Source organism: Rhodoferax sp. TH121 (assembly GCF_002251855.1).
Classification (GTDB): Bacteria; Pseudomonadota; Gammaproteobacteria; order Burkholderiales; family Burkholderiaceae_C; genus Allorhodoferax.
The window spans coordinates 214,843-232,061 of the sequence record NZ_NOXW01000021.1; the positions used below are offsets into that span (position 1 = coordinate 214,843).

Consider the following 17,219-nt stretch of genomic DNA (forward strand, 5'->3'; position numbering starts at 1 on the left):
GGGTTTGCGAGGTATTTTGTTGTTACTGAAGGAGATGATGATGTTGAAAACCTACCGTGACCATGTGGCCGAACGCGCCGCGCTGGGCATCCCCCCGCTGCCTCTGTCTGCCAAACAGACAGGCGAAGTGATTGAGCTGCTGAAGAACCCACCCGCCGGTGAAGAGGCTTTTTTGGTGGATTTAATCACCCACCGCGTGCCCGCCGGTGTGGATGATGCGGCCAAGGTCAAGGCCAGCTACCTGGCCGCCGTGGCCCATGGCACCGAGAAATGCGCCCTGATCTCCCGCGCCCGCGCCACCGAGCTGCTGGGCACCATGCTGGGCGGCTACAACATCAGCCCTCTGGTTGACCTGCTGGACGATGCCACCGTAGCGGCGGAAGCTGCTGCGGGGTTGAAGAAAACCCTGTTGATGTTCGACCAGTTCCACGACGTCAAGGAAAAGGCAGACAAGGGCAATACCTTTGCCAAAGCTGTGCTGCAAAGCTGGGCCGATGCCGAGTGGTTCACCAGCCGCCCCGAAGTACCCCAAAGCATCACCTTCACCGTCTTCAAGGTGCCAGGCGAAACCAACACCGACGACCTGTCGCCGGCGCCCGACGCGACCACCCGCCCTGACATTCCAATGCACGCCCTGGCGATGCTGAAGAACAAGCGCGAAGGCGCGGCTTTTGTACCTGAAGAGGACGGCAAGCGCGGCCCCATCAAGTTCATCCAGGATCTGGTCGCTCGCGGCCTGCCTGTGGCCTACGTGGGCGATGTGGTGGGTACCGGCTCCAGCCGCAAATCAGCCACCAACTCGGTGCTGTGGTTTACGGGTGAAGATATCCCCTTCATCCCCAACAAGAAATTTGGCGGCATCTGCCTGGGCACCAAGATTGCCCCCATCTTCTACAACACCATGGAAGACGCAGGCTCCTTGCCGATTGAGCTGAACGTGGACCAGATGAACATGGGCGATGTGGTGGAACTGCGTCCCTATGAAGGCAAGGCACTGAAGGATGGCAAGGTGATCGCCGAGTTCACCGTCAAGAGTGAAGTGCTGTTTGACGAGGTGCGTGCCGGTGGCCGCATTCCCCTGATCATTGGTCGCGGCCTGACCGCCAAGGCGCGTGAAGCGCTGGGCCTCAAGCCTTCTACCCTGTTCCGCCTGCCACAGAACCCCGTGGACACCAAAAAGGGCTTCAGCTTGGCACAGAAGATGGTTGGCCGCGCTTGCGGTCTGCCAGAAGGCCAAGGCGTGCGTCCCGGTACCTACTGCGAACCCAAGATGACCTCCGTCGGCTCGCAAGACACCACCGGCCCCATGACCCGCGACGAGCTGAAAGATTTGGCCTGCCTGGGTTTCAGCGCCGACTTGGTGATGCAATCCTTCTGCCACACGGCCGCTTACCCCAAGCCCGTGGACGTGAAGATGCACCACGAGTTGCCTGACTTCATCAGCACCCGTGGCGGTATCTCTCTGCGCCCCGGTGACGGTGTGATCCATTCTTGGCTGAACCGTCTCTTGTTGCCGGACACCGTGGGTACCGGCGGCGACAGCCACACCCGTTTCCCCATCGGTATCAGCTTCCCAGCTGGCTCTGGATTGGTGGCGTTTGCTGCAGCCACCGGCGTGATGCCGCTGGACATGCCTGAATCCGTGTTGGTGCGCTTCAAAGGCAAGATGCAAGACGGCGTGACCCTGCGCGACCTGGTCAACGCGATCCCGCTGTATGCCATCAAGGCAGGCCTGCTGACCGTTGAGAAGAAAGGTAAGAAGAACATCTTCTCTGGTCGCATCCTTGAAATAGAAGGTCTGCCTGACCTGAAGGTGGAGCAGGCGTTTGAGCTGTCCGATGCGTCCGCCGAGCGTTCAGCGGCTGGCTGCACCGTTCACCTGAACAAGGAACCCATCATCGAGTACGTCAACAGCAACATCACCATGATGAAGTGGATGATTGCCAATGGCTACTCCGATGCCCGTACCCTGGCCCGCCGCATTGCGGCACAGGAAGCCTGGCTCAAGGATCCCCAGTTGCTCAAGGGCGATGCGGATGCGGACTACGCCGCTGTCATCGAAATCGACCTGGCCGATATCCATGAGCCTATCGTGGCCTGCCCGAACGACCCGGACGATGTGAAGACCTTGTCCGACGTGGCCGGTGCCAAGATCGACGAAGTGTTCATCGGCTCTTGCATGACCAACATCGGTCACTTCCGTGCCGCCTCCAAACTCATGGAAGGCAAACGCGACATCCCGGTCAAACTGTGGATTGCGCCGCCCACCAAGATGGACGCCAAGCAACTCAGCGACGAAGGCCATTATGGTGTCTTGGGCGGTGCTGGTGCGCGCATGGAAATGCCGGGCTGTAGTCTGTGCATGGGCAACCAGGCTCAGGTCAAAGAGGGCGCGACCGTGTTCTCCACTTCCACCCGCAACTTCCCCAACCGCTTGGGCAAAAACAGCAATGTGTACTTGGGTTCCGCCGAACTGGCTGCCATCTGCTCTAAGTTGGGCCGCATCCCCACCAAGGCCGAGTACCTGGCCGATATGGGGGTGCTAACAGCGGCCAGCGACAAGGTGTACCAGTACCTCAACTTTGACAAGATCGAGGACTACACCGAGTCCGCTGCGACGGTCAAAGCGTAAACGTCGTCATCCGCACGATGCAAGCCCCGCAGCGGATGCTGCGGGGCTTTTTTTATGGCGCACGGGATAATGGTACCCATGAGTTTTCTTTCCTCCATCCCTCTCTCGTGGCAGACCATCTTGTTGTTGGTTGTCAGCAATGTTTTTATGACGTTCGCCTGGTATGGGCATTTGAAAAGCTTGGCGACAGCGCCTTGGTACACCGCTGCGCTGGTGAGTTGGGGCATTGCCTTGTTTGAGTACGCGCTGCAGGTTCCCGCCAACCGAATCGGCTTTCAGCAGGCCGGGTTTTCGGTAGCCCAGCTCAAGATCATGCAGGAGGTTATTACCTTGCTGGTGTTCTTGCCGTTTGCCATGCTGTACCTCAAGCAGCCATTCAAAATGGATTTCGTATGGGCGGGTTTGTGCATGGTAGGGGCGGTGTACTTTATTTTTCGGACGCCATGAAGGCGTCAGATACCGTCGGGTTACGGGCGGTTACACTCCGCGCAGCCCAGATTTAGTCACAAAACCGACATATTCATTCGTTAGGAGCCAGCCATGCTGTTTGGAAAGTTGTTGCCCCGTGAAGGCAATTTTTTTGAGATGTTCAACCAGCATGCGGACCGCATCGTCGAAGCGGCGCAGGCATTTTCGAAATTGGTCGCCAATTACAACGATTTGGACTTGCGTGCCAAATACAACCAAGAGGTTGACGATGCTGAGCGCGCTGCCGACCGTGTTACCCACGAGTGCAACAAAGCGATTCACATCACCTTTATCACTCCGATTGATCGCGAGCAGATCCACTCCCTGATCAACACCATGGATGATGTGGCCGACTTGATCCAAGATTCGGCAGAGACCATGGCGCTGTACGACGTGCGCCACATGACGGAAGAGATTACCCGTCTGACGGACCTGAGCGTGAAGTGCTGCGAGCGCTTGCGGGATGCTGTCAAGTTGCTGGGCCACATCGCGGACCAGAGCACGGCTGAAGCCGCGTTGAAGACCTGTGAAGAAATTGACCGTTTGGAATCCGATGCGGACCGTGTCATGCGCACCGCCATGAGCAAATTGTTCCGTGAAGAGCCAGATGTGCGCGAAGTCATCAAGCTCAAGGCGATTTATGAATTGCTGGAGACCATCACCGACAAGTGCGAAGACGTGGCCAATGTGATCGAGGGCATCATCCTCGAAAACTCCTGATTTCGCGACAGGAACCATTATGGAAAACGTACAGGTTGCCCTGTGGGTGGTGGTGTTGCTGGTGGCGCTGGCGCTGCTATTTGACTTCATGAACGGATTTCACGACGCAGCTAACTCGATTGCTACGGTCGTCTCCACAGGCGTGCTCAAGCCGGGGCAGGCCGTGTTGTTTGCTGCCTTCTTCAACTTTATTGCCATCTTTGTGTTCCACCTCAGTGTGGCGGCCACCGTGGGCAAAGGCATTGTGCAGCCGGGCGTGGTGGATACCCACGTGGTGTTTGGCGCACTGGTGGGTGCGATTACCTGGAACGTGATTACCTGGTACTACGGCATTCCCAGCAGCTCTTCGCACGCCTTGATTGGCGGTATTGTCGGTGCCGTGATTGCGAAGGCCGGTGCAGGAGCACTGATTTCCAGTGGCATCATGAAAACGGTTGCCTTCATATTCGTGTCGCCGTTGCTGGGTTTCACCCTGGGCTCGGTGATGATGGTCATTGTGGCTTGGGTGTTCCGCAGGTCGCGTCCCTCCCGGGTGGACAAATGGTTTCGCCGTTTGCAGCTGGTGTCTGCAGGCGCCTACAGCCTGGGCCACGGTGGTAACGATGCGCAAAAGACGATTGGCATCATTTGGATGATGTTGATTGCCACAGGGTACGTGGCGGCTTCAGACAGTGCTCCGCCCACGTGGACCATCGTGTCCTGTTATGCGGCTATTGGCGCTGGCACCATGTTTGGCGGCTGGCGCATCGTGAAGACCATGGGCCAGAAAATCACCAAGCTCAAACCTGTGGGAGGGTTTTGTGCTGAGACCGGTGGTGCCATGACCTTGTTTTTGGCGACGGCCTTGGGCATTCCAGTGTCGACGACCCATACCATCACCGGCGCCATTGTTGGCGTGGGGTCCACCCAACGCGCCAGCGCAGTGCGCTGGGGCGTGGCAGGCAACATCGTGTGGGCTTGGGTGCTGACGATTCCTGCGGCAGCCTTTGTTGCGGCCATCGCTTACTGGGTCAGCCTGCAGATTTTTTAAGGGGGCCGAATTGGGATAGGCTGCTTGCCTGTTCCATTTGGTACTCAAAGTAGCGCTGGATGCTGAACGCCAGGCTAGCCATCAACACTGTGGTGCCCAGCATCAAGGCGAGACCTAAACCAATAACGGTGAGCCAGTTGCTACGCCCTTCTGCGCCATCTTCGGCGGACAAGGGATTGAATTTCCTGTTCCACTGTTGCTCAGACATCAACCCATAGACGATTGCGGTCAGTGCGCAGCCCGCCAGCGTGAAGCCGAGCATGGGCATCAGCACCCAACTCCATTGGTCATCGACGCCGAAGGTGCGTGCCCTCCAGACCCCATAACAACCCAACAAGGTAGGAATGGGGAGCAGCCGCGCCACTGCGTCAAATCGCCCCAGCAGGTAACGGCGGTGAAGTCCCAACGAGCCCAGCAGCAAGGTCAGCCAAACTGCAATGGTTTTATGTTTCATGCGCGGATATCTGCAGCTGGCGTGTTGTTGCCCGCGCCTATGAAGCGCTCCATGAGCACGACATCCAGCCAGCGTTCAAACTTCCAGCCGCATGCTGTCAGCACACCCACTTGCTCAAAGCCACAGCTGCGGTGCACACCGATGGACCCTTGGTTGGCGGAATCACCAATTACCGCAATCAGTTTGCGCACCCCCGCACGTTCCGCCTGAGCCATCAACTCTTGCAGCAACAAGCGGCCCAAGCCGCGGCCTGCCGCAGCAGGAGCTAGGTAAATCGAGTCTTCGGCTGAGAAACGGTAGGCGGGACGGGGTTTGAACCAGTTGCAGTAGGCAAAACCAAGGACACCGGTGTCGTCTTCCAATACCAGGTAGGGCAGTCCTTTGGCCAGCACATCCGAGCGTCGGCTTGCCATATCGGCCTCGGTGGGGGGCGTGATCTCGAAAGTTCCCGTGCCATGGAGCACATGGTAGGCATAAATGGCCGTGATGGCGCTGACGTCGGCATCGGTGCTGGGGCGGATTTTTGTCATGAAGATGGAAAACGTTATAATGTCGGGCTATTCAGAGTGTCACTGGCCGGGTGGTCAGTTGCGTGTCTCAACTTTGAATTAAATGGCTGAATTACTCCAGTCACCCAAAGGATAAATCATGGTCGTCATTCGACTCGCCCGTGGCGGTGCAAAAGCTCGCCCATTTTTCAATATTGTTGTTGCTGACAAGCGCGCCCGTCGTGACGGCCGTTTCATTGAGCGCATCGGGTTCTACAACCCCATCGCTACGGCCAACGAAGAAAGCATCCGTATTGCGCAGGATCGCCTGACCTACTGGCAAGGCGTGGGCGCCCAAGCGTCTCCCACCGTGGAACGCCTGATCAATCAAGCAGCCAAAAAAGCCGCTTAAGGTGAAGCTGGGGCGCGTGGTCTGTCCACGGGCTCCAGCGGTTGTGCATACCATGTTGCCCGGTCTTGACGTTGCTGAATTGCCGGCTGACGCCATCGAAGTAGGCCGTATCTCGGATGCTTGGGGCATCAAGGGCTGGTTCAAAGTCTTGCCCTACAGCGCCGACCCCGAAGCGCTACTTTCTTCCAAACGCTGGTTTCTTTTGCCGACTGAAAAAGGTGCAAAAACCTTCGTCGGAACGGCTGCCTTGTCTGTCAAGGAGGCCAAAGAACATTCAGACTCTGTTGTCGCCAGCGCCGAAGGCGTTTCAGACCGCAATGCTGCTGAAGCCTTGCGAGGCGCACGCATTTTTGTTTCTCGTGCCAACTTTCCTGCCGCTGGGACTGACGAGTACTATTGGGTTGATCTCATCGGTCTGAGCGTGATCAATCGCCAGGACGAAATGCTGGGCACAGTACGCGAGCTTCTGTCCACTGGCCCCCAAACCGTCTTGGTGTTGGAGTATGCGCAGGATGGCAAGACACAGGAGCGCATGATTCCCTTTGTTTCTGCATATGTGGATTCCGTGGATCTTGCGGCCAAGAACATCCGTGTGGACTGGCTTGCTGACTACTAATTGGCGTGTGCATGCGTTTTGACGTTATCACGCTGTTTCCTGAACTGTTTGAGCCTTTTCTCAAAGTCGGCATTACGCGCCGCGCCTATGAGACTGGGCAGGTGCACGTACAGCTTACGAACCCCCGCGACTTTGCCGCTGGAAACTACCGGCGGGTAGACGATCGCCCATTCGGTGGCGGTCCTGGCATGGTGATGATGGCCGATCCCCTGGAAAAGGCTGTGCAGGCCATACGCGCCAGCCGCCAAGATCAGGCACCGGTGCTCTTGTTTTCTCCTATTGGTCAGCCCCTGGATCACAGCGCAGTGGCGCGTTGGTCGACTAGTGAGGGCGCGATTCTCGTGTGTGGCCGTTACGAAGGTATCGACCAGCGTTTTATCGACCAGTATGTGGATGGGCAAATCAGCTTGGGTGACTTTGTGCTCTCGGGGGGGGAGCTCGCTGCAATGGTCATGCTGGATACCATTGCGCGTTTGCAGCCTGGTGTGCTGATGGATGCTGATAGCCATCACCAGGATAGTTTCAATCCGGCCTTGGATGGATTGCTGGACTGCCCGCACTACACACGGCCGGAGGCCTGGAATGGGCAATCGGTGCCCGCTGTGCTGATGTCCGGCCACCACGAGCAAATTGAGCGATGGCGGCGTGAGCAGCGTCTCTTGCTGACTGCGCAACATCGTCCTGACTTGTTGGATACCGCGCGCTCGCAGGGTAGGCTGGGTAAACGTGATGAGCAGGTTTTGGCCGGAAAAGACTAGCCTGCTATAATATAAGGCTAACCGATCCTCTGCTCGGCCAGGCCACGCTTCATGGGAAGACGCTGGTTGGTACCAATTCCGGTGCCGGCGCTTGCAAGATCACGAAGGAAATCATGAATCTGATCCAAACTCTTGAGCAAGAAGAAATTGCTCGCCTGGGTAAAACCATCCCAGAATTCGCTCCCGGTGACACTGTGGTTGTGAGTGTGAATGTGGTTGAAGGCAACCGTAAACGTGTACAGGCTTACGAAGGCGTGGTGATTGCCAAGCGCAATCGCGGCCTGAACAGCGGCTTCATCGTGCGCAAGATCTCCAGTGGCGAAGGTGTGGAACGTACTTTCCAAACTTACAGCCCCCTGATCGCCAGCATCGAAGTCAAGCGCCGTGGTGATGTGCGTCGTGCCAAGCTGTACTACTTGCGTGACCGCAGCGGCAAGTCGGCCCGTATCAAGGAAAAGCTGCCAGCGAAGAAAACTGCTGCGTAATCCAACGCGCAGTTCTTCCCGCAAAAGCCGCCTCAGCATCTGCCTGTGGCGGCTTTTTTCATGGCTCTGCTTGAAGTCTTGTTTTGGAGTGGCACCGAGTGAGCAATCCGCCCTTGTTTGATCCGCGTACAGTTCCGGTGGCCGGGCGTGATGCGCATTTGCCTGTGGTGCCTTTGGCGGCCTTGCAGGCCAGTGCCCTACGCCGTCGTTTTGCCGAACCTCCAGACTGGTCACCTGAGCTGCGCACCGAGCCATCCTTTTCAAGCCGCGCACCGTCGCCGGCTTCGGTACTCGTGCCCTTGGTGATGCGCGAGACCCTGACGGTCCTTTTAACGCACCGAACCAGTCACCTGTCCAGCCATTCGGGGCAGGTCGCTTTCCCCGGTGGCAAAGTGGACCCAGAGGATACTGATGCCGTGGCCACTGCGCTGCGCGAGGCGCAGGAAGAGATCGGATTGGAGTCCCGGCATGTTGAGGTATTGGGAACCATGCCAACTTACACCACGGGCAGTGCGTTTGTGGTGACCCCTGTGGTAGCGCTGGTCAATGAGGCGATGGTGATTGAGGCCAATCCGCACGAAGTGGCTCAAGTGTTTGAAGTGCCCTTGCCATTCCTCATGAACCCGGCCAACCACCGGCGTCATCAAGTGCCATGGGAGGGGCGGGTGCGTGAATGGTTGTCCATGCCGTACCACGACGGGCAGATGGAGCACTTTATTTGGGGCGCGACAGCAGGCATGCTGCGTAATCTGTACCGATTCCTGCAAGCGCACTGATTATGATTACCGCATGAGTTTCATCGCCATTCTGTTCGCCCTGCTGTTGGAGCAGGCCAAGCCATTGCCGCAGATCAATCCGGTGCACAACGTGGTGCGGAATTGGGTGCGTTGGGTCATGCGCAACTTCGACGCTGGCAAACCCCAGCATGGCTGGCTGGCATGGTCATTGGCGGTGCTGGGCCCGTCGTTGGCGGTGCTGGCAGTGCATTGGCTGCTGGTCTGGCAGCTCGGTTGGGCCTTGGCCGTGGTATGGAATGTGGCCATCCTGTACGCCACCTTGGGCTTTCGCCAGTTCAGCCACCATTTCACCTTGGTGCGTGATGCCTTGCATGCAGGTGACGAAGCTGCGGCCCGCGAGGCATTGGCGCAGTGGATGCGCATCGACACCAGCGCCTTGCCACGCAGTGAGATGGTGCGCCATGTGATTGAGCACTCCGTGCTCAGTGCCCACCGCCATGTGTTTGGCGTGTTTGCTTGGTACTCCTTGTTGACTGCTGTGGGCCTGGGGCCTGCAGGCGCCGTGTTTTACCGGGTGAGTGAGTATGTGGCAGTGTTTGCCAAGCGCACGCCGCGCCCTGAGGCCGCGCCTGTGAGCGATGCGGTGAGAAGCCAGGCGCAGCGGGCGTGGGCCTTGATTGATTGGTTGCCTGCACGCGTGACTGCGTTGAGTTTTGCTTTTGTCGGCAGCTTTGAAGAGGCGGTGGACAGCTGGCGCCGCCATGAGGCCGTGCATCCGCTGGACAATGATGGCGTGGTGTTGGCTGCAACGGCTGGTGCCGTAAATGTGCGCCTTGGGGAGAACGACCCTGCTGCCAGTGGCTTGGTACCAGAGCTCGCCCATTTGCGCGCCGTGGTGGGCCTGGTCTGGCGCACCGTGGTCATGTGGATGGTTTTCCTGGCGCTGCTTTCATTGGCCCGCTTGATTGGCTGAAGAAGCGGCCCAGCAGAAAATTGCAACGTCAGTAGCGGGTCTGTGACAGTTCTGCGAACAAGTCGTTATAAATTTTGTAGCGGTTCGCGCTGATTCCATGGGGGACGGCGCCCTCTTTGACCTTGTTGATTACGCCACAGCCTGGCTCGTGCAGGTGGCTGCAGTTGTAGAACTTGCATTCCTGCGCGTGGGTCTTGATGTCGGGCATCAGGCTGGCCAAGTGCATGGGCTCAATGTGGTTAAGGCCAAATTCCTGAAATCCCGGTGAGTCGATTACGGCTGTGGTTCTGGCTGCATCCACCCAGTACAGGTTGGTGCTGGTGGTCGTGTGCTTGCCGGAGTTCAGCGCGGTGGAAATCTCATTGGTCAACACCTGCGCGTTGGGAATCAGCCGGTTAATCAGGGTGCTTTTGCCCGAACCGGACGGTCCCAGCACCAGCGTGGTTTTGCCTTGCATCAGGGGCATCAGTGCGTCGAGTTCCGTGGCACTGATGTCGTCGGCTTTGGGCTTGAGTGCGAGCGGAACCACCTGGTAGCCCATCTCGCGGTAGACGCCCATGCGCTCCCAGGCGCGCCCAAAGGGCTCGACCAAATCACTTTTGTTGAGCGCGATGATGGGGCGGATTTTCTCGGCCTCGGCGGCAATCAGCGCGCGGCAGAGTTGGCTCTCGGAAAACTCGGGTTCGGCCGCGATCAGGATCAGCACCTGGTCCAGGTTAGCCGCAAACGACTTGGTACGGATTTCGTCCTGCCGGTAAAACAGGTTGCGACGGGGAAGTACCTTCTCGATCGTGCCTTCATCCTGCGTGGCCTGCCAGAGCACTTGGTCACCCACTACGGTTTGGCTCTTTTTGCCACGCGGGTGGCAGATCAGGCGGCGGCCATCGGGCGTTTCCACCCACACGTGTCGGCCGTGCCCGGCGACGACAATTCCGGGTTCCAGTGCGTGCGCGGTCAAAGCGGGGCCTGGGCAGTGAGCAGTGCGTCGACCAGAGCGGCGCATTCAAAATCAGAGCGCGACACGCCCTGTACATCGTGCGTGTTGAAGCGCACAGAGCAGCTGCCGTAGCCCACCAACATTTCCGGGTGGTGATCTTGCTGTTCTGCGATAAAAGCGACGGCGTTCACAAACGCCATGGTCTTCAAGAAGTTGTCGAAGCAGTAGGTCTTTTCGATGGCCACATCAGCGCCATCACCATGCAGTTTCCAGCCCTCCACTTTGGCCAGGCTTGCTATGATTTGTGTAGCTGTTAGCGCAGTACGAACGCGGGCTAGATGCACTTTTTGCTCTAAATTTTGTGTCATGTCAGGTTCCTGCTGCAGCAGTACGCATGCGGCCCAGGCGCTCGGAGGCTGGCGGGTGCGAGTAGTAAAACTTCACGTACACCGGGTCTGGCGTGAGTGTGGACGCGTTGTCCTTGTAAAGCTTGAGCAGGGCGGACGACAGGTCGGCGCCGCTGGTGTGGGCGACAGCGTAGGCGTCGGCCTCGAACTCGTGTTTGCGCGATAGCTGGGCAAACACCGGGCCGACAAAACTGCCCAACAAGGGCAGCACCATCATGAATAGCAGCAGGGCCAGCGCGTCGTTGGCGCCTGTCATGCTGGGCACCACGCCCAGACCCGTGTAGAACCACACTTGCTGGCTCACCCAGCCCAGCAGCGCAAAGCCGAGCAGGCTCAGGCCAAACAGCGAGACCATGCGCTTGACGATGTGCTTGTGCTTGAAATGCCCCAGCTCGTGCGCCAGCACCGCGTCCACCTCGGCCGGGCTTAGCTGGGCCAGCAGGGTGTCGTAAAACACCACCCGCTTGGAGGCGCCAAAGCCAGTGAAGTAGGCATTGGCATGTGCGCTGCGCTTGCTGCCGTCCATCACATAAAAGCCTTTGGAGGTGAAGCCGCAGCGCGCCATCAGGGCGCTCACGCGGTCTTTGAGTGCTGCATCGTCCAGCGGCTTGAACTGGTTGAACAGCGGCGCAATCCAGGTGGGGTACACCAGCAGCATGAGCAGGTTAAAGCCCATCCACACGCCCCAGGTCCAGACCCACCAGTAGGCGCCGGTAGCACCCATCATCCAGACCACCAGGGCCGCAATCGGCAGGCCGATGACGGCGCCCACCAGGGTGGACTTGATCAAATCTTGCAGCCAGAGCTTGGGTGTGGTCTTGTTGAAGCCAAAGCGCTGTTCCAGCACAAAGGTGCGGTACAGCGTGAAGGGCAGGTCAAGCACCGAGCCGATCACCATGAATACGGCCAGCAAGGCAACTTGCTGCGGCACGCCTGGTTCCATCCATTGCTGCAGCGCCTGGTCCAGCCAGGACAGACCACCCAACAGGGTCCAGCCCAGCACCACGGCTGTGCCGAAAGCCAGCTCCAGCAAACCCAGGCGCCCTTGGGCGATGGTGTAGTCGGCAGCTTTGTGGTGGGCCTCCAGACTGATCTGTGCCTGAAAGGCCGTGGGTACGGTAGCGCGGTGCTGCGCCACATGGCGCATCTGGCGGGTGGCCAGCCAAAATTTGAGCATGACACTGGCCACCAAAGCGAGGGCGAATGCAGCGGTCATCAGCACGGAATAGTTCGTCACGGGAGAAGTGTCAGTCATGGCGCGAGAGTTTAGGCCATCGGCGACAATGGCGGCATGGCTGAAACCAACATCCCCACAACTGCCGTCTTGGCGAAATCTGACAAAAACCTGGTCTGGCTGGACTGCGAAATGACGGGTCTGGAGCCCGAGGTGGACCGCATTATCGAGATCGCGGTCATCGTGACCGACCCGAACCTGGGTAACCGCGTGGAGGGACCGGTGTTTGTGATCCACCAAAGCGATGCGCAACTGGACAAAATGGACGCTTGGAACAAGGGCACCCACGGCAAGAGCGGCTTGATTGACAAGGTCAAGGCCTCCACCACGACCGAGGCCGAGGCCGAAGCCGCGCTGATCGCTTTCCTGAGCCAGTACGTGCCTGCCAACGGCTCGCCCATGTGTGGCAACAGCATTGGCCAGGACCGCCGCTTTTTGGTGAAGTACATGCCCAAGCTGGAGGCTTTCTTCCATTACCGCAACCTGGATGTGAGCACCCTCAAGGAGCTGGCCAAGCGCTGGAAGCCCGGTGTGGCCGAGTCATTCAAGAAGCAGCAAAAGCACACGGCGCTGGCCGATGTGCACGAGTCGGTCGATGAGCTGGCGCACTACCGCACCCACTTTTTGAAACTGGATTAGGTAGAAACCCGAATCCATGCCATAATCGCAGGCTTCGCTGGTAACGCAGTTGGCGGCCAGCGGATTTTGTACATCTCCCTTCATTCACCGGGCTCGCTTTTTCAAGCGGTATACGCCCCCAGCACTGATTCCCCTACGGCGGGGCAGAGCAGGTTCCGTTTGATGGTTGATGTTTTTTAACCATTGACGGAGCAGCCGCACACCTTGCGGCGCTCGCGTGTGAGAAAAATATGACTGACGCTTTTGAAGTGACAGGCGAGTTTGCGCCTGCCGAAAACCTTTCCGTGCCTGCAAACACCGTGGAAACCACTGGCGAAACCGCCGAGCTGGACGCTGCTGACGCGGTAGAAACTGTTGAAGCTCCCAATGGCTTCGTTGAACTCGGCCTGAATCCCGCACTGGTGCAAGCTTGTAAAGATCTGGGCTACACCCAACCAACCGTTGTGCAAAGCAAGGCCATTCCTTTGGCCATGGGCTCTGCGGCCACCAAAGACCAAGCCAGCAAGTTCATCGACCTGATGGTGTCCAGCCAAACTGGCTCGGGCAAAACGGCGGCCTTCTTGCTGCCTGTGTTGCATACCCTGCTATCCCAGATCGCCCAAGCCGAAGCCGATGAGCGTGCTGAATTTGAGCGCCTGACCGCCGAAGCTTTGGCAAAGGGCGAGCCCGCCCCCAAGCGCCCCAAGCGCAAAGACCCGACCAATGCCCGTAACTTCAAGGCACCGTCCCCTGGCGCCCTGATTGTTTGCCCTACCCGCGAACTGGCCCAGCAAGTGGCGCATGACGCGATTGACCTGGTGCAACACTGCCGTGGTCTGCGCGTGGCCAATATCGTGGGCGGCATGCCCTACCAGTTGCAAATCGCCAAGCTGCAAAACGCCAACCTGGTGGTGGCCACCCCTGGCCGTTTGCTGGATCTGCAACGCTCCATGCAAATCAAGCTGGACCAAGTGCAATTCCTGGTTGTGGACGAAGCGGATCGCATGCTGGACCTGGGTTTCTCCGATGACTTGGCTGAAATCAACCAGTTGACCATTGCCCGCAAGCAAACCATGATGTTCAGCGCCACGTTTGCGCCGCGCATCCAACAACTGGCTGCCCGCGTGATGCGTGAACCCCAGCGCGTGACCATCGACAGTCCGCAAGAAAAACACGCCAACATCAAGCAAGTGCTGCATTGGGCAGACAACGCCCAGCACAAGCGCAAGCTGCTGGACCACTGGCTGCGCGACACCAACATCAACCAAGCCATCATTTTTGCCAGCACCCAAGTCGAATGCGATGGTTTGGCCAATGACTTGCAGCAAGACGGCTTTGATGCCGTGGCCCTGCACGGCGCACTGAGCCAAGGCCTGCGCAACCGCCGCCTGATGGCGCTGCGCCAAGGCCAGGTGCAATTCCTGGTGGCGACCGATGTGGCCGCCCGCGGGATTGATGTGCCAACCATCACCCACGTGTTCAACTTTGGCTTGCCCATGAAAGCCGAGGACTACACCCACCGCATTGGCCGTACCGGCCGTGCTGGTCGTGATGGCTTGGCTATCACCTTTGCCGAAATGCGCGACCGCCGCAAGATTTTCGACATCGAGGCCTATAGCCGCCAGCCGATCAAGCCGGAAGTCATTCCTGGTTTGGAACCCCAACAACGCGCCCCCGAGTCGCGCCCCAGCTTTGGCGGCCGTGGCCGTGGTGACTTCCAGCCACGCGATCGCAAGTTCGGTGGTCCGCGCGAGGGTGGTTTTGGTGGTGGCAACCGTGGCTTCGGTGGACGCCCTGAGGGCGGTGGCCGTGGTTTCGGTGACAACGCACGTGACTTCAGCCCTGCTGCCCGCGAAGGCTTCAGCTACGAGCGCAAGGGCGGTTTCAACGACCGCTTTGCGGGCCAAGGTGCCCCCCGTGGCGACGCACGTCCTCCGCGTGGCGACTTCCAGCCGCGTGGTGATTTCCATGCTCCCCGTGGTGATTTCGGCGCACCGCGCGGTGACTTCGGTGCCCCGCGTGGTGACTTTGGCGCCCGCAAGCCAGCTTTCGGCAAGCCCACCGGCTTTGCCAAACCCGGCAACGGTGGCAAAGTGTTCGTGCCACGCGATGCCAAGAAGCGTCCTGCTCGCAACACCGACTGATCCATCCCGGATCGTCCAGCAAAAAGGCCTCGCAAGAGGCCTTTTTTACGTCCGAATGGTCTGACCCCGTTCAGGCCATGCCATTGCGGCTGGCCAGCTCCACAAACAGGCCCGCGTGGTCCAGGTCGGCCAGGCCATGGTCGATGCCCTGGGCGTAGAGCTGCTCAAACAGCGCGGTGATGGGCGCATCAAAGCCCACTTCGCTGGCGGTGGCCAGCGCGTTGCGCAAGTCCTTGATTTGCACCGTCATGCGCGCACGTGGCGCAAAGTCGCGGTCCACCATGCGCTGGCCGTGCACCTGCAGGATGCGGCTGTCGGCAAAGCCACCGGTGATGGCCTCCTTGACCTTGCCCATGTCGGCGCCACCGCGCTCGCACAGCAGCAGGGCCTCGGCCACTACGCCAATGGTGGCGCCCACAATCATCTGGTTGGCCAGTTTGGTGAGTTGCCCGGAGCCAATCGGCCCCACATGGGTGGGGCGGCCAAATACCTTAAGCACCGGTACGGCGCGCTCAAAGTTGCTAGCCTTGCCACCGACCATGATGGCCAGCGTGCCTTGTTCGGCGCCCACGGTGCCACCGGACACAGGCGCATCCAGGTAGTCGACTCCCAGCTCGCTCAGACGGGCGGCATGGTCTTTGGCTTCAATCGGTTTGATGGAGGACATGTCCACCAGCAGGGTGCCTGGAGCAATGCCGCCCGCAGCGCCCAGCTCAAACAAGACATGGCCGACCACACCCCCGTGGTCCAGCATGAGGATGACCAACTCGGCGTCTTTGACGGCTTGGGCGGGGGTGGCATGTACGGTGGCGCCCAGCGGTGCCAGGGCTTCGGCCTTGCTTCGGGTGCGGTTCCACACGTGAACCGCATGCCCCGCCTCACACAGGCGGCGCCCCATGGGCTGGCCCATGAGGCCGATGCCGAGTAATGCTATTTTCATGGTGACTCTTGTGCTCCTCGGCACAAGAATAGCGCCCCCCGCGGCGAAGTGCTTGTCAACGGCTGCACAAAGGCTGTCGAAACGCTGACAGCCCTTGCGATGGGGCTTACATCAGCAGGTGTTCGCCCGCGTTGTCGCCGCCCAGCGTGACGTAGTTGACCTTTCGGATGTCCATGAGTTTCTTGCCACCGGCGTAACTGATGGAACTCTGTACGTCTTGCTCCATTTCCACCAGCGTGTCGGCCAGCTTACCCTTGACGGGTTCGAGGATGCGCTTGCCTTCGACGTGCTTGTACTCGCCCTTGTTGAAGTCGCTGGCCGAGCCGTAGTACTCTTTGTAGAGAGCGCCGTCGACTTCCACCGTCTTTCCGGGTGATTCTTCGTGGCCGGCGAACAGCGAGCCGATCATGACCATGCTGGCGCCGAAGCGAATGCTCTTGGCGATATCGCCATGGCTACGGATGCCGCCGTCAGCAATGATGGGCTTGGTGGCCACGCGGGCGCACCACTTCACCGCGCTGAGCTGCCAACCGCCGGTACCAAAGCCGGTCTTGAGTTTGGTGATGCAGACTTTGCCGGGGCCAACGCCCACTTTGGTGGCGTCGGCGCCCCAGTTTTCCAGGTCGATCACGGCTTCGGGCGTCGCCACATTGCCAGCAATGACGAAGCTGCCTGGCAGGTGCTTCTTCAGATAAATGATCATGTCGCGCACGCTGTCGGCATGGCCGTGTGCGATGTCGATGGTGATGTACTCGGGCGTCACGCCCAGCTTGACCAATTCGTCGACCGTGGCGTAGTCCGGTTTCTTCACGCCTAGCGAGATGGACGCAAACAGGCCCTTGGCGTGCATGGCCTGCGTGAACTTCACGTTATCCAGGTCGAAGCGGTGCATGACGTAGAAGTAGCCGTTCTGGGCCAGCCATTCGCAGATGGATTCGTCCACCACGGTCTTCATGTTGGCGGGTACAGCGGGGATGCGGAATTTGCGGCTACCCAGTTCGACACTGGCATCGCATTCGGAACGGCTCTCCACCCGGCATTTGCGGGGCAGCAAGAGGATGTTGTCGTAGTCAAAAATTTCCATGGTCCAAGCTCCTATCCAAAGTTTTCAGGTTCAAAACAATGGGCGCTTGGAACGGACCCGGCCATAAAAAAACCGGGTCCCA

Annotated in this window: 19 protein-coding genes; 12 read left to right on the plus strand and 7 right to left on the minus strand. The window is 59.0% G+C overall.

All coding sequences use genetic code 11. The annotated features are described in order from the left end of the window. The first annotated feature begins 40 nt into the window (after positions 1-40). The 4 genes from acnB (at position 41) to CHU94_RS11045 (ending at position 4,850) form a co-directional block, all read left to right on the plus strand. Entirely contained in the window at positions 41-2,632 is a 2,592-nt protein-coding gene (acnB, locus tag CHU94_RS11030; protein WP_094481016.1) for a bifunctional aconitate hydratase 2/2-methylisocitrate dehydratase, read from the plus strand. A gap of 78 nt (positions 2,633-2,710) precedes the next feature. Continuing rightward, a complete protein-coding gene (locus CHU94_RS11035) occupies positions 2,711-3,079 on the plus strand; it encodes a DMT family protein (RefSeq protein ID WP_094481018.1) in 369 nt (122 codons plus the stop codon). A 93-nt stretch (positions 3,080-3,172) separates the two neighbouring features. Further along, positions 3,173-3,820 carry a DUF47 domain-containing protein gene (locus CHU94_RS11040; protein WP_094479776.1) on the plus strand — a complete coding sequence of 216 codons (648 nt, stop codon included), beginning with the start codon at positions 3,173-3,175 and terminating at the stop codon, positions 3,818-3,820. A gap of 19 nt (positions 3,821-3,839) precedes the next feature. Beyond that, a complete protein-coding gene (locus tag CHU94_RS11045) occupies positions 3,840-4,850 on the plus strand; it encodes an inorganic phosphate transporter (protein WP_094479778.1) in 1,011 nt (336 codons plus the stop codon). Here CHU94_RS11045 and CHU94_RS11050 read toward each other — a convergent pair. Both CHU94_RS11050 and CHU94_RS11055 read right to left on the minus strand, forming a co-directional pair. Continuing rightward, positions 4,831-5,304 (minus strand): hypothetical protein, encoded by a 474-nt coding sequence (locus CHU94_RS11050; RefSeq protein ID WP_094479780.1) that lies wholly within the window; start codon positions 5,302-5,304, stop codon positions 4,831-4,833. The two genes, CHU94_RS11045 and CHU94_RS11050, sit on opposite strands and share 20 nt — an antisense overlap. Then, the gene (locus tag CHU94_RS11055) at positions 5,301-5,834 is read right to left on the minus strand and encodes a GNAT family N-acetyltransferase (protein WP_094479782.1); all 534 of its coding nucleotides are present in this window, start codon (positions 5,832-5,834) and stop codon (positions 5,301-5,303) included. Before CHU94_RS11055 ends, CHU94_RS11050 begins: the two co-directional genes overlap by 4 nt. Before the next feature lie 118 nt (positions 5,835-5,952). On the opposite strand from CHU94_RS11055, the gene rpsP reads away from it, so the two are divergent. The 6 genes from rpsP to CHU94_RS11085 all read left to right on the plus strand — a co-directional run bounded on the left by rpsP (position 5,953) and on the right by CHU94_RS11085 (position 9,773). Further along, positions 5,953-6,204 carry a 30S ribosomal protein S16 gene (gene rpsP / locus CHU94_RS11060; protein WP_094479784.1) on the plus strand — a complete coding sequence of 84 codons (252 nt, stop codon included), beginning with the start codon at positions 5,953-5,955 and terminating at the stop codon, positions 6,202-6,204. A gap of 52 nt (positions 6,205-6,256) precedes the next feature. Then, complete coding sequence (gene rimM / locus CHU94_RS11065) at positions 6,257-6,820, plus strand: ribosome maturation factor RimM (RefSeq protein WP_094479786.1); 564 nt, start codon at positions 6,257-6,259, stop codon at positions 6,818-6,820. Between the two features lie 11 nt (positions 6,821-6,831). Further along, entirely contained in the window at positions 6,832-7,578 is a 747-nt protein-coding gene (gene trmD / locus CHU94_RS11070) for a tRNA (guanosine(37)-N1)-methyltransferase TrmD (RefSeq protein ID WP_094479788.1), read from the plus strand. Between the two features lie 113 nt (positions 7,579-7,691). Beyond that, positions 7,692-8,063 carry a 50S ribosomal protein L19 gene (gene rplS, locus CHU94_RS11075; RefSeq protein ID WP_094479790.1) on the plus strand — a complete coding sequence of 124 codons (372 nt, stop codon included), beginning with the start codon at positions 7,692-7,694 and terminating at the stop codon, positions 8,061-8,063. Positions 8,064-8,176: 113 nt separating this feature from the next. Next, positions 8,177-8,839 carry a CoA pyrophosphatase gene (locus CHU94_RS11080; RefSeq protein ID WP_255033925.1) on the plus strand — a complete coding sequence of 221 codons (663 nt, stop codon included), beginning with the start codon at positions 8,177-8,179 and terminating at the stop codon, positions 8,837-8,839. A 13-nt stretch (positions 8,840-8,852) separates the two neighbouring features. After that, positions 8,853-9,773 (plus strand): cobalamin biosynthesis protein, encoded by a 921-nt coding sequence (locus CHU94_RS11085; protein WP_094479794.1) that lies wholly within the window; start codon positions 8,853-8,855, stop codon positions 9,771-9,773. Between the two features lie 28 nt (positions 9,774-9,801). Here the strand turns inward: CHU94_RS11085 and rsgA are convergent, their stop codons facing one another. Genes rsgA through CHU94_RS11100 form a run of 3 tightly spaced genes read right to left on the minus strand, consistent with a single transcriptional unit; the run spans position 9,802 to position 12,372 of the window. Next, on the minus strand, positions 9,802-10,731 hold the full coding sequence (gene rsgA, locus CHU94_RS11090; protein WP_255033926.1) for a ribosome small subunit-dependent GTPase A: 930 nt from the start codon (positions 10,729-10,731) through the stop codon (positions 9,802-9,804). Continuing rightward, complete coding sequence (locus CHU94_RS11095; protein ID WP_094479798.1) at positions 10,728-11,078, minus strand: 4a-hydroxytetrahydrobiopterin dehydratase; 351 nt, start codon at positions 11,076-11,078, stop codon at positions 10,728-10,730. The genes rsgA and CHU94_RS11095 overlap by 4 nt, the downstream gene beginning before the upstream one ends. A gap of 1 nt (position 11,079) precedes the next feature. Next, entirely contained in the window at positions 11,080-12,372 is a 1,293-nt protein-coding gene (locus tag CHU94_RS11100; protein ID WP_094479800.1) for a M48 family metallopeptidase, read from the minus strand. A 36-nt stretch (positions 12,373-12,408) separates the two neighbouring features. Here CHU94_RS11100 and orn point away from each other — a divergent pair, with 36 nt between their 5' ends. Then, on the plus strand, positions 12,409-12,990 hold the full coding sequence (gene orn / locus CHU94_RS11105; protein WP_094479802.1) for an oligoribonuclease: 582 nt from the start codon (positions 12,409-12,411) through the stop codon (positions 12,988-12,990). Between the two features lie 230 nt (positions 12,991-13,220). Continuing rightward, on the plus strand, positions 13,221-15,113 hold the full coding sequence (locus CHU94_RS11110) for a DEAD/DEAH box helicase (protein WP_094479804.1): 1,893 nt from the start codon (positions 13,221-13,223) through the stop codon (positions 15,111-15,113). Positions 15,114-15,183: 70 nt separating this feature from the next. On the opposite strand, the gene CHU94_RS11115 is transcribed toward CHU94_RS11110, so the two are convergent. Continuing rightward, positions 15,184-16,053 carry an NAD(P)-dependent oxidoreductase gene (locus tag CHU94_RS11115; RefSeq protein ID WP_094479806.1) on the minus strand — a complete coding sequence of 290 codons (870 nt, stop codon included), beginning with the start codon at positions 16,051-16,053 and terminating at the stop codon, positions 15,184-15,186. Positions 16,054-16,159: 106 nt separating this feature from the next. Further along, complete coding sequence (locus CHU94_RS11120; RefSeq protein WP_094479808.1) at positions 16,160-17,137, minus strand: GMP reductase; 978 nt, start codon at positions 17,135-17,137, stop codon at positions 16,160-16,162. Positions 17,138-17,219: the final 82 nt, after the last annotated feature.